General features: G+C 56.6%; 8 protein-coding genes. 6 read left to right on the top strand and 2 right to left on the bottom strand.

What is annotated here, in order from left to right; genetic code table 11:
- Positions 1 to 276 precede the first annotated feature (276 nt).
- On the bottom strand, positions 277 to 870 hold the full coding sequence (locus CNE01S_RS22420) for a YhgN family NAAT transporter (RefSeq protein WP_061278720.1): 594 nt from the start codon (positions 868 to 870) through the stop codon (positions 277 to 279).
- 174 nt (positions 871 to 1,044) lie between these two features.
- On the opposite strand from CNE01S_RS22420, the gene asd reads away from it, so the two are divergent.
- The 6 genes from asd (at position 1,045) to glgP (ending at position 12,044) form a co-directional block, all read left to right on the top strand.
- A complete protein-coding gene (gene asd, locus CNE01S_RS22415; protein WP_061278718.1) occupies positions 1,045 to 2,151 on the top strand; it encodes an aspartate-semialdehyde dehydrogenase in 1,107 nt (368 codons plus the stop codon).
- Positions 2,152 to 2,558: 407 nt separating this feature from the next.
- Positions 2,559 to 4,748 carry a 1,4-alpha-glucan branching enzyme gene (gene glgB, locus CNE01S_RS22410; RefSeq protein WP_061278716.1) on the top strand — a complete coding sequence of 730 codons (2,190 nt, stop codon included), beginning with the start codon at positions 2,559 to 2,561 and terminating at the stop codon, positions 4,746 to 4,748.
- Positions 4,745 to 6,727: a glycogen debranching protein GlgX gene (gene glgX, locus CNE01S_RS22405; RefSeq protein ID WP_061278713.1), complete on the top strand. Its 1,983-nt coding sequence runs from the start codon at positions 4,745 to 4,747 to the stop codon at positions 6,725 to 6,727. The genes glgB and glgX overlap by 4 nt, the downstream gene beginning before the upstream one ends.
- A gap of 14 nt (positions 6,728 to 6,741) precedes the next feature.
- Entirely contained in the window at positions 6,742 to 8,025 is a 1,284-nt protein-coding gene (glgC, locus tag CNE01S_RS22400) for a glucose-1-phosphate adenylyltransferase (RefSeq protein ID WP_061278710.1), read from the top strand.
- A gap of 111 nt (positions 8,026 to 8,136) precedes the next feature.
- Positions 8,137 to 9,570 carry a glycogen synthase GlgA gene (glgA, locus tag CNE01S_RS22395; RefSeq protein WP_061278708.1) on the top strand — a complete coding sequence of 478 codons (1,434 nt, stop codon included), beginning with the start codon at positions 8,137 to 8,139 and terminating at the stop codon, positions 9,568 to 9,570.
- Between the two features lie 26 nt (positions 9,571 to 9,596).
- Positions 9,597 to 12,044 (top strand): glycogen phosphorylase, encoded by a 2,448-nt coding sequence (gene glgP, locus CNE01S_RS22390; RefSeq protein WP_061278706.1) that lies wholly within the window; start codon positions 9,597 to 9,599, stop codon positions 12,042 to 12,044.
- Here glgP and CNE01S_RS25650 read toward each other — a convergent pair.
- On the bottom strand, positions 12,025 to 12,250 hold a 226-nt coding region (locus CNE01S_RS25650; RefSeq protein ID WP_218009455.1), incomplete at its 5' end, for a hypothetical protein. The two genes, glgP and CNE01S_RS25650, sit on opposite strands and share 20 nt — an antisense overlap.

Below are 12,250 nucleotides of genomic sequence, written 5' to 3'. Positions count from 1 at the left end.
TCCCTGGAAGGGAGAGGGAATGGACAATGTTCCCCATCGTCTGTTTTCCCCCTCTCCCTCTGGGTGATAGCCGGTGGGTTTACCGCTTCAGCGGCGATGAGCTCGCCGGGCGCCGGGGCTGTTCGGGGGATGGCATTATCCCCCGAACACGTTCACCGTACTCTGAACTTATGTGGAACACAGATTTTCTGGTGAACGGAACAACTGCGGGCTATAAGTGAATGAAACCTTAGCCGAACTTTCATAGAGGATATTTACGGCAAAAGTCTCTCTATTTTACCCCCGCATCCACGTTCTGATCCCATCCAGGAACATCTGGGTGGAAATCATAATCAGCACCAGCCCCATCAGGCGCTCCAGGGCGTTCACCCCTTTTTCACCCAGCAGGCGCAGGAACAGGGAAGACTGCAGCAGAATAGCTACGGTACCGCCCCAGGCCAGCATCAGCGCGGCGACTAAATGCCCCATCTGGTTTGGATACTGGTGCGACAGCAGCATCAGCGTGGCCAGCAGTGAAGGGCCAGCAACCAGCGGAATCGCCAGCGGCACGATAAACGGCTCTTCCCCGGCGGGTAAACCGGACGAATTGCCTTCCTGACCCGGGAAAATCATCTTAATGGCAATCAGGAACAGAATGATGCCGCCTGAAATCGACACGGTTTCAGCCCGCAAATTCAGGAAACCAAGAATTTTTTCCCCGGCAAACAGGAAAATAAGCATCAGCAGCAGAGCAATAAGCAGCTCGCGGATCATAATGGCCCGGCGACGCTTTGGCTCCGTGTGTTTTAGCACCGACATAAAGATCGGCAGGTTACCCAGCGGGTCCATAATCAGGATCAGGAGTACCGCGGCGGATATGATTTCAGTCATCTGTTTTCCCCAAAATCTGGCAAGTTGTTTCTGGTAATAAGCTTTGTTTCTGACACGCTGGATATCATTGATTAATTTCACTTGCGACTTTGGCTGCATTTTGTAAGGTGGAGTGATGTTCTGGCCTACGGCCAGCGCTTACACACGCAATCATCTCTGCAGGATTAAGTCGCTATGAAAAATGTTGGTTTTATTGGCTGGCGCGGTATGGTCGGCTCTGTACTCATGCAACGCATGGTGGAAGAGCGCGATTTTGACGCCATTCGTCCGGTTTTCTTCTCCACTTCCCAGCTTGGGCAGGCAGCCCCTACGTTTGCCGGCACCACCGGCGGTACACTGCAGGACGCATTTGATCTGGAAGCGCTGAAGGCGCTGGATATCATCGTGACCTGCCAGGGCGGCGATTATACCAACGAAATCTATCCAAAGCTCCGTGAAAGCGGCTGGCAAGGTTACTGGATTGACGCAGCTTCTTCTCTACGCATGAAAGATGACGCGATTATTATCCTCGACCCGGTGAACCAGCACGTTATTCAGGAAGGCCTGAACAAAGGCGTGAAAACCTTTGTCGGCGGTAATTGCACCGTCAGCCTGATGTTGATGTCCCTTGGCGGCCTGTTTGCCCACGATCTCGTTGACTGGGTTTCCGTGGCGACTTACCAGGCGGCGTCCGGCGGCGGCGCGCGTCACATGCGCGAACTGCTGAACCAAATGGGCCAGCTGTATGGCGAAGTCTCTACAGAACTGGCAAATCCGGCTTCCGCCATTCTGGATATCGAACGTAAGGTTACCGAACTTGGCCGCAGCGGTAAGCTGCCGGTGGATAACTTCGGCGTGCCGCTGGCCGGCAGTCTGATCCCGTGGATTGACAAGCAGCTCGACAATGGCCAGAGCCGTGAAGAGTGGAAAGGCCAGGCCGAGACCAACAAAATTCTTGCTACTTCTACCGCTATCCCGGTTGACGGTCTGTGCGTGCGCGTAGGCGCGCTGCGCTGCCACAGCCAGGCGTTCACCATCAAGCTGAAGAAAGACGTTTCTATCCCAACCGTGGAAGAGCTGCTGGCCGCGCACAATCCGTGGGCGAAAGTGGTGCCAAACGACCGTGATATCACCATGCGTGAGCTGACGCCTGCTGCGGTAACCGGCACGCTGTCAACGCCGGTTGGCCGTCTGCGCAAGCTGAACATGGGGCCGGAGTATCTCTCCGCCTTCACCGTCGGCGACCAGCTGCTGTGGGGCGCCGCCGAGCCGCTGCGCAGAATGCTGCGGTCGCTCGCATAATTACACTTATTTACCGGAGGGGCCTTGTAGCCCCTCATACTGGTGACAAACACCCGAAAAACGTGGTTTTCGGGTGTTTGGGGTAAATCAGAAAACATAATTCTTTGTTTTTATTAGATAAGAGTTCATTACTTTCAAGGGCATGAACTATATCAGTAGTCTCAGGGGCCTTGTGGCCCCTCTTTTTTTGCCTGCAATTTAAGGTACAACGAAAGTCATTAATTAATTTCACGAGGAGTTAATAAAGCGTTGGCTATGCTTAAGTCATCACGCGCAAGCGTTTTGGTGAGTATTGGGCGAACTGGCTTACAGGAGTTGCGCGCCGTTCGTCAGGGTCAATGATAAGTGTCGTATCCGCACGCAGGCGTAGGGCGGATCATCGGTGACACATAAAAAAGGAAAATGCCATGTCTGTTCTGCCGGAAAGAGACGTGATCAATGCGCTAATTGCGGGTCATTTTGCCGATCCGTTTTCCCTGCTGGGAATGCACCAAACCGACGCCGGGCTTGAGGTCAGGGCGCTGTTGCCTGACGCCACCGAAGCGTGGGTAATAGAGCCTAAGACCGGGCGTAAAGTCGCTCAGCTTGACTGCCTCGATTTCCGCGGCTTCTTCTGTGGGCTGATCCCTCGTCGTAAAAACGCCTTTCGCTACCAGCTTGCCGTTGTCTGGCACGGTCAGGAAAACCTGATCGACGATCCCTACCGTTTTGGCCCTTTGATTCAGGACCTGGATAGCTGGCTGCTCTCAGAAGGCACGCATTTACGCCCTTATGAAACGCTGGGCGCGCACGCTGATACGATGGACGGCGTGACCGGAACGCGCTTCTCGCTTTGGGCACCGAACGCCCGTCGCGTTTCCGTAGTGGGTCAGTTTAACTACTGGGACGGTCGCCGCCACCCAATGCGGCTGCGGCGAGAAAGCGGTATTTGGGAATTGTTTATCCCTGGGGCGCACAGCGGCCAGCTCTACAAATTTGAACTGCTGGACGCCGAAGGGCGGCTGCGTATTAAAGCCGATCCTTACGCTTTTGAAGCGCAAATGCGCCCGGAAACGGCCTCGCTGATTTGTGGCCTGCCGGAGAAAACCACGCTCAGCCCCGAGCGGCAGAAAGCCAACGGCTTTGACCAGCCCATCTCAATCTATGAGGTGCACCTTGGCTCCTGGCGTCGCCATACCGACAACAACTTCTGGCTCAGCTACCGCGAGCTGGCGGAGCAGCTGATCCCCTATGTGAAAGAAATGGGATTCACCCATCTTGAACTGCTGCCGGTTAACGAACATCCGTTTGACGGCAGCTGGGGCTATCAGCCACAGGGCCTTTACGCCCCGACGCGCCGTTTTGGCACGCGCGACGACTTTCTCTACTTAATCCGAACTGCTCACGAAGCCGGGCTTAACGTTCTGCTGGACTGGGTGCCCGGGCATTTCCCGACGGATGACGCCGGGCTGGCGAAGTTCGACGGCACCTCGCTGTATGAACATGGCGACCCGCGTGAGGGTTATCACCAGGACTGGAACACGCTGATTTACAACTATGGCCGCCGTGAAGTCTGTAACTATCTGGTAGGCAACGCGCTCTACTGGATTGAGCGGTTTGGCATTGACGGCCTGCGCGTGGATGCCGTCGCTTCGATGATTTACCGCGATTACAGCCGGGAAAAGGGCGAGTGGGTGCCGAACGAGTACGGCGGGCGCGAAAATCTGGAAGCGATTGAGTTTTTGCGTAGCACTAACCGCATCATCGGGGAGCAAACGCCGGGGGCGGTGACGATGGCGGAAGAGTCCACCGATTTTGCCGGCGTTTCTCGTCCGCCGAGTATGGGCGGGCTTGGGTTCTGGTTTAAGTGGAACCTGGGCTGGATGCACGACACGCTCGATTACATGAAGCTGGATCCGGTTTACCGCCAGTACCATCACGACAAAATGACCTTCGGGATGCTGTACAACGGCACCGAAAACTTTGTCCTGCCGCTGTCGCACGATGAAGTCGTGCACGGCAAAAAATCGATTCTCGATCGCATGCCGGGGGATGCCTGGCAGAAGTTTGCCAATCTTCGCGCTTACTACGGTTGGATGTGGGCATTTCCGGGCAAAAAGCTGCTGTTTATGGGCAACGAGTTTGCCCAGGGACGCGAATGGAACCACGACAGCAGCCTTGACTGGCATCTGCTGCAGGGCGGCGATAACTGGCACCACGGCGTGCAGCGCCTTGTACGCGACCTCAACCATACTTACCGGCGGCACGCGGCGTTGCATCAGTTGGATTTCGACGGCTACGGTTTTGAATGGCTGGTGGTGGAAGACAAGGTTAATTCAGTCTTTATTTTCGTGCGGCGCGATGCCGAAGGCAATGAAGTGATTGTCGCCAGCAACTTTACGCCGGTGCCGCGTTACCATTATCGCTTCGGCATTAACCAGCCGGGATGCTGGCGCGAAGAGCTGAATACCGACTCCATGCACTACCACGGTAGCAACGCCGGCAATAGCGGCACGGTGCGCAGCGAAGCGGTGCCGAGCCACGGCCGCGACCATTCGCTGTGTATTACGCTGCCGCCGCTGTCCACGCTCTGGCTGATCCGTGAGGGGGATGCATGACGCAGCTTACCCAAGGCCGCCCGGCTCCTTTTGGGGCGTATTTCGACGGCAAAGGCGTTAACTTCACGCTCTATTCCGTGCATGCGGAAAAGGTCGAACTGTGCCTGTTCGATGAGCACGGCCACGAGCGCCGCTACGACATGCCTTCGCGCTCCGGGGATATCTGGCACGGCTATCTGCCGGATGGCAAGCCGGGGTTGCTCTATGGCTACCGGGTTCATGGTCCCTGGGAGCCTGAACAGGGACACCGCTTCAACCCTGCGAAGCTGCTGCTCGATCCGTGCGCTCGCGTGGTCGTGGGCGGTGCCGAAGACCATCCGCATTTTCACTGCGGCTACGATGAACCCAACCTCGAAGACAGCGCGCCGCACATGGCGAAGTGCGTGGTGGTCAGAGAGAAATTTGACTGGGAAGACGACCAGCCGCTTCGAACGCCGTGGGGCAACACGGTTATCTATGAAGCTCACGTTCGCGGGCTGACGCTGCTTCATCCCGGCATCCCAGAGGAGCAGCGCGGGACTTATGCGGCGCTGGGGCACCCGGTGATGATTGACTACTTCAAACGGCTGGGGATCACGGCGCTTGAGCTGCTGCCTGTCGCGCACTTCGTTACCGAGCCCCGCATTTCGCAGCTGGGACTGAGTAACTACTGGGGCTACAACCCTCGCGCTTTCTATGCCGTTGAAAGCTACTACGCGATAGATCAAAACCCTCATAACGCCGCGAACGAGCTACGAAGCGCCATCAAAGCGCTGCACAAAGCCGGCATTGAAGTGATCCTCGATATTGTCCTGAACCACAGCGCGGAGCTGGACAAAGACGGCCCAACCCTGTCGCTGAGCGGAATCGACAACCGTAGCTATTATTGGTTAATGGACAACGGCGATTACCAGAACTGGACCGGTTGCGGGAACACCCTGAATCTCAGTACGCCGGGCGTGGTTGCCCAGATGATCGATTGCCTGCGTTATTGGGTCGACAGTTTTCATGTGGACGGCTTCCGTTTCGATCTGGCTTCGGTGATGGGGCGCACGCCGGAATTTCGCCAGGATGCGCCGCTGTTTGAGGCGATCAAAAACGATCCTCATCTGTCGCAGGTGAAGCTGATTGCGGAGCCCTGGGACATCGGCCAGGGCGGTTATCAGGTCGGTAATTTTCCTCCGCTGTTTGCCGAATGGAACGATCATTTCAGGGACGGGATGCGCCGCTTCTGGCTCCAGCAGGATCTCTCTTTGGGCGGCTTCGCCTGTCGCTTTGCTGGCTCGAGCGATGTGTATCGGCATGGCGAAAGACTGCCCTCTACCAGCATTAATTTAATCACCGCTCACGATGGGTTTACGCTGCGAGATTGCGTAAGTTTTAACCAGAAGCATAACGAAGCCAACGGCGAAGATAACCGTGACGGCACCAACAGCAATTTTAGCAATAACTATGGTTTTGAAGGGCTTGAAGCCAATTTGATTACCAAGGAACGGCGTCGTGACAGCGTGCATGCGCTGCTCACCACGCTGCTGCTCTCGCAGGGCACGCCGATGCTGCTGGCCGGGGATGAACACGGCCACAGCCAGCACGGTAACAACAATGCCTATTGCCAGGACAACGTGCTGACCTGGCTTGACTGGGAGCAGGGAAACGACGGGTTAACCACTTTTACGGCGGCGCTGCTCCAGCTCCGGCAGGCCATCCCGGCACTGACCGCCAATCGCTGGTGGGAAGAGGGAGATGACAACGTTCGCTGGCTAAACAAAGAGGCGCAGCCTCTGAGCGTCGATGAGTGGCAAAACGGCGTACACCGCCTGCAAATCCAGCTGTCCGACCGCTGGCTTATCGCAATTAACGCGACCGAAGAAGTTGCGGACATCGTTCTACCTGAGGGGGAATGGCGCGCCGTTCCTCCGTTTGCCGGAGAGGACAACCCGGTCGTGATGGTTGTATGGCATGGTCCCGCGCACGGAGTTTGCGTGTTCCAGAAGTCATGAAAAAGGAGTTCGTTATGGTCAGGTTTGAGAAAAACGATCCGCTGATGCTGGCCCGCCAGTTGCCCATCAAATCCGTTGCGTTAATTCTGGCCGGTGGCCGCGGGACTCGACTGAAGGATCTCACGTCGACACGCGCCAAGCCTGCGGTCCATTTTGGCGGCAAGTTCCGCATTATTGATTTTGCGCTATCCAACTGCATTAACTCCGGTATTCGTCGCATTGGGGTGATAACTCAATATCAATCGCACACCCTGGTGCAGCATATTCAGCGCGGCTGGTCTTTCTTTAGCGAAGAAATGAACGAGTTTGTGGATTTGCTGCCCGCCCAGCAGCGCGTGCACGGTGAGAACTGGTATCGCGGGACGGCGGACGCCGTGACCCAGAACCTCGACATTATTCGCCGCTACGACGCCGAGTACGTGGTGATCCTCGCGGGGGATCACATCTACAAGCAGGACTACTCGCGCATGCTTATCGACCACGTTGAGAAAGGCGCGCGCTGTACCGTCGCCTGTATGCCGGTGCCGGTGCATGAAGCTTCGGCGTTTGGCGTTATGGCAGTGGATGCTGATGAAAAAATTGTCGCTTTCGTGGAGAAGCCGGAAAACCCGCCCACCATGCCCAACGACAGCACCAGGTCTCTGGCAAGCATGGGGATCTACGTCTTTGACGCCGATTACCTGTTCAAGCTGCTGGAAGAAGACGATCGGGATGAAAACTCCAGCCACGACTTTGGCAAAGATATCATTCCGAAAATCACCCAGGCTGGTGAAGCTTACGCCCACCCGTTCCCGCTCTCCTGCGTGCAGTCCGATCCTAACGCCGAGCCTTACTGGCGCGATGTGGGCACGCTGGAAGCCTACTGGAAAGCAAACCTTGACCTGGCCTCGGTCATGCCGGAACTGGATATGTATGACCAGGCCTGGCCGATCCGCACCCATATGGAGCCGCTGCCGCCGGCTAAATTCGTCCAGGATCGCTCCGGCAGCCACGGCATGACGCTGAACTCGCTGGTATCCGGCGGCTGCATTATTTCGGGTTCAGTCGTCGTGCAGTCGGTGCTGTTTCCTCGCGTGCGTATCAACTCGTTCTGCAACATTGATTCCTCTGTCCTGCTGCCGGACGTCATTGTCGGGCGTTCCTGCCGATTACGCCGCTGCATTATCGATCGCGCCTGCGTGATCCCTGAGGGCATGGTAGTCGGAGAAAATGCCGAAGAGGACGCTCGCCGTTTTTACCGCTCTGAAGAGGGCATTGTACTGGTCACGCGCGAGATGCTGGCGAAGCTGCAGGGCTGAAGCGCGTAGAAGATTGGCCTGCGCACGGTCATGCCGTGCGCGGTTATTTTATCGTTCGGCGTTGCCTGAGGATTAAGACACAGCGCCGCGACTTTCCATATGGGAGCGATAATGCAGGTCTTACATGTCTGTTCCGAGATGTTTCCTTTGCTGAAAACAGGCGGCCTTGCGGATGTGCTGGGCGCTTTGCCGGCGGCGCAGATTGCCGGCGGCGTTGATACGCGCGTCCTGCTGCCCGCTTTTCCCGACGTTCGGCGGGGAATCGAAGATATTCAGGTAGTTGCCCATCGACAGACGTTCGCGGGCGACATGCGCCTGCTCTACGGCCACTATAACGGCGTTGGCGTTTACCTGATTGATGCGCCGCATCTCTATGAGCGCCCCGGAAGCCCATACCACGACACCAATCAGTTTGCTTATCAGGACAACGTGCTGCGCTTTGCGCTGCTTGGCTGGGTCGGCGCGGAAATGGCCTGTGGGCTGGATCCCTTCTGGCATCCCGATATCGTGCACGCCCATGACTGGCATGCCGGGCTGGCACCGGCGTATCTGGCGGCGCGCGGGCGCCCTGCGAAGTCGGTGTTTACCGTGCATAACCTTGCCTATCAGGGCATGTTCTATGCTCATCACTTAAGTGAAATCGATCTGCCGTGGTGGGTCTACGACATGAACGGGCTGGAGTTCCACGGCCAGATTTCGTACCTGAAGGCTGGGCTTTTTTACGCCGATCATATTACCGCCGTCAGCCCTACCTATGCGCGTGAGATAACCGATCCGCACTTTGCCTACGGCATGGAAGGGCTGCTGCGCCAGCGCCAGCGTGAAGGGCGTCTGTCGGGCATTTTAAACGGCGTGGACGACAAGATTTGGAACCCGGAAAGCGACCTGCTGCTGGCCTCGCGCTATACCCGCGACTCGCTGGAAGAAAAAGCTGAAAACAAACGTCAGCTGCAGGTGGCGATGGGGCTAAAGGTGAATGACAAAGTCCCGTTGTTTGCGGTAGTCAGTCGGCTCACCAGCCAAAAAGGGCTGGATCTGGTACTTGAGGCGCTGCCCGGACTCCTGGAGCAGGGTGGCCAGCTGGCGCTGTTGGGCGCCGGGGATTCGGTGCTGCAGGAAGGGTTCCTGGCGGCGGCGGCCGAGCATCCCGGCCAGGTTGGCGTCCAGATTGGCTATCACGAGGCCTTTTCCCACCGCATCATGGGCGGTGCCGACGTGATTTTAGTCCCGAGCCGCTTTGAGCCCTGCGGCTTAACGCAGCTCTACGGCCTGAAATATGGCACCTTGCCGCTGGTGCGGCGAACCGGTGGCCTGGCCGATACCGTATCGGATACTTCGCTGGAGAACCTGGCGGACGGTGTGGCAACCGGATTTGTGTTTGAAGACAGTAATGCCTGGTCGCTGCTCCGCGCGATCCGGCGTGCTTTCGTGCTGTGGTCCCGCCCGTCGCTGTGGCGTTTTGTGCAGCGGCAGGCAATGAATATGGATTTTAGCTGGCAGGTAGCGGCGCAGTCATACCGCGACCTTTATCAACGCTTGTTGTAATTACCCATACACCAGGAATCACTGATATGAACGCACCCTTCTCCTATGCATCACCCACGCTGAGCGTCGAGGCGCTTAAACACTCGATTGCCTATAAGCTGATGTTTACGGTAGGGAAAGACCCTGCCATCGCCAATAAACACGAGTGGCTTAACGCCACGCTCTTTGCCGTTCGCGACAGGCTGGTGGAGCGCTGGCTGCGTTCTAACCGCGCCCAGCTCTCGCAGGAAGTTCGCCAGGTTTACTACCTGTCGATGGAGTTTCTTATCGGGCGTACGCTGTCGAACGCGCTGCTTTCTCTCGGCATCTATGAAGATGTGAAAAACGCCCTCGAAGAGATGGGCCTCGATCTGGAAGAGTTGATTGACGAGGAGAACGACCCCGGCCTTGGCAACGGCGGTTTGGGGCGTCTCGCCGCCTGTTTTCTCGATTCGCTGGCAACTCTGGGGCTGCCGGGGCGTGGCTACGGCATTCGCTACGACTACGGGATGTTTAAGCAAAACATCGTCGATGGCCGTCAGAAAGAGTCGCCGGACTACTGGCTCGAGTACGGCAACCCGTGGGAGTTTAAGCGCCACAACACGCGCTACAAGGTGCGTTTTGGCGGGCGTATTCAGCAGGAAGGGAAAAAGGCTCGCTGGGTCGAAACCGAAGAAATCCTGGCCGTCGCCTATGACCAGATTATTCCAGGCTACGACACGGATGCGACCAACACGTTGCGACTGTGGAACGCCCAGGCGAGCAGCGAGATCAACCTCGGTAAGTTTAACCAGGGCGATTACTTCGCGGCGGTAGAAGACAAAAACCACTCCGAGAACGTGTCCCGTGTGCTTTATCCAGATGACTCAACCTATTCGGGGCGCGAGCTGCGTCTGCGTCAGGAATACTTCCTGGTTTCATCAACCATGCAGGACATCCTGAGCCGCCACTATCAGTTGCATAAAACCTACGCCAATCTGGCAGAGAAAACGGCGATTCACCTGAACGACACCCACCCGGTGCTGTCTATTCCGGAGCTGATGCGGCTGCTGATTGACGAACATAAGTTTGAGTGGGAAGAGGCGTTTGAGGTCACCTGCCAGGTGTTCTCGTACACCAACCATACGCTGATGAGCGAGGCGCTGGAAACCTGGCCGGTAGACATGCTCGGCAAGATCCTGCCGCGGCATTTACAGATAATCTTTGAGATTAACGACTACTTCCTGAAGACGCTGCAGGAGCAGTACCCGAACGACACCGGGCTGCTGGGCAGGGCATCTATCATCGATGAGTCCAACGGCAGGCGCGTGCGTATGGCGTGGCTTGCGGTGGTGGTCAGCCATAAGGTGAACGGCGTTTCCGAGCTGCACTCCAACCTGATGGTGCAGTCCCTGTTTGCCGACTTCGCCAGCATCTTCCCGATGCGTTTTAGCAACAAAACGAACGGCGTGACGCCGCGCCGCTGGCTGGCGCTCGCCAACCCTGCGCTATCCGAAGTACTGGACGAGAACATCGGCCAGACCTGGCGTACGGACCTGAGCCAGCTTAACGACCTGAAGCAGCACATTGATTACCCAACGGTGCATCAGGCGGTGCGCAAGGCCAAGCTTAGCAACAAAAAACGGCTGGCGACGTATATCGGGCAGCAGCTCAACGTGGTGGTGAACCCGGATGCCTTGTTCGACGTGCAGATCAAGCGCATTCACGAATATAAGCGTCAGCTAATGAATGTGCTGCACGTGATAACCCGCTATAACCGCATCAAGGCCAACCCGGAGGCTGAATGGGTGCCGCGCGTGAATATTTTTGCGGGCAAAGCGGCGTCTGCCTACTACATGGCGAAGCACATCATTCATCTTATCAACGACGTCGCGGAGGTCATTAACAACGATCCGCTGGTCAAAGATAAGCTGAAAGTGGTGTTTATCCCGAACTACAGCGTCAGCCTCGCCCAGTTGATTATCCCGGCGGCAGATCTTTCCGAGCAAATTTCGCTGGCGGGAACCGAAGCGTCCGGCACCAGTAACATGAAGTTTGCGCTGAACGGGGCACTGACCATCGGGACGCTGGACGGTGCCAACGTGGAGATGCTTGACCACGTCGGCAAGGACAATATCTTTATCTTCGGCAACACCGCAGAAGAGGTGGAGGCACTCCGCAGTAAAGGCTACAACCCTCGGGAGTATTACGAGAAGGATGAGGAGCTGCGCCAGGTGCTGACGCAAATCGCGACGGGGGCATTCAGCCCCGGAGAGCCGGGGCGCTATCGGGACTTAGTGGACTCGCTGATTAACTTTGGCGATCACTACCAGGTGCTGGCAGATTATCGCAGCTATGTGGACTGCCAGGACAAGGTGGATGAGGTTTACCAGCAGCCGGAGGAGTGGACTATCCGCACCATGCACAATATCGCCAATATGGGCTATTTCTCGTCCGATAGGACGATTCAGGAGTACGCCGATGAGATTTGGCATATTAAGCCGGTGAGATTGTAGGTTTCCCCCTCACCCTAACCCTCTCCCCGTGTGGGAGAGGGGACCAGAACGGTAAGTAATCTTTGTGTTTCTCATTGTTCCTTTCTGGGCTATTTCTTTTACTCATTTTTCTTTCAAATCTTTCGGGAGGCCTTTTAGCCCAGTCATTGTTCCGTTCACCCGTATATCTGTTTTCCATATAAGTTCCCAGCACGGTGAACGTGTCC

This window comes from Cedecea neteri NBRC 105707 = ATCC 33855 (assembly GCF_001571265.1).
Classification (GTDB): Bacteria; Pseudomonadota; Gammaproteobacteria; order Enterobacterales; family Enterobacteriaceae; genus Cedecea; species Cedecea neteri.
This window is presented reverse-complemented; position numbering and strand designations above follow the sequence as displayed.

Bases quoted from the DNA above. Each gene is read 5' to 3' on its own strand.
- CNE01S_RS22420 (WP_061278720.1), bottom strand. From the start codon at position 870: ATGACTGAAATCATATCCGCCGCGGTACTCCTGATCCTGATTATGGAC.
- asd (WP_061278718.1), top strand. From the start codon at position 1,045: ATGAAAAATGTTGGTTTTATTGGCTGGCGCGGTATGGTCGGCTCTGTA.
- glgB (WP_061278716.1), top strand. From the start codon at position 2,559: ATGTCTGTTCTGCCGGAAAGAGACGTGATCAATGCGCTAATTGCGGGT.
- glgX (WP_061278713.1), top strand. From the start codon at position 4,745: ATGACGCAGCTTACCCAAGGCCGCCCGGCTCCTTTTGGGGCGTATTTC.
- glgC (WP_061278710.1), top strand. From the start codon at position 6,742: ATGGTCAGGTTTGAGAAAAACGATCCGCTGATGCTGGCCCGCCAGTTG.
- glgA (WP_061278708.1), top strand. From the start codon at position 8,137: ATGCAGGTCTTACATGTCTGTTCCGAGATGTTTCCTTTGCTGAAAACA.
- glgP (WP_061278706.1), top strand. From the start codon at position 9,597: ATGAACGCACCCTTCTCCTATGCATCACCCACGCTGAGCGTCGAGGCG.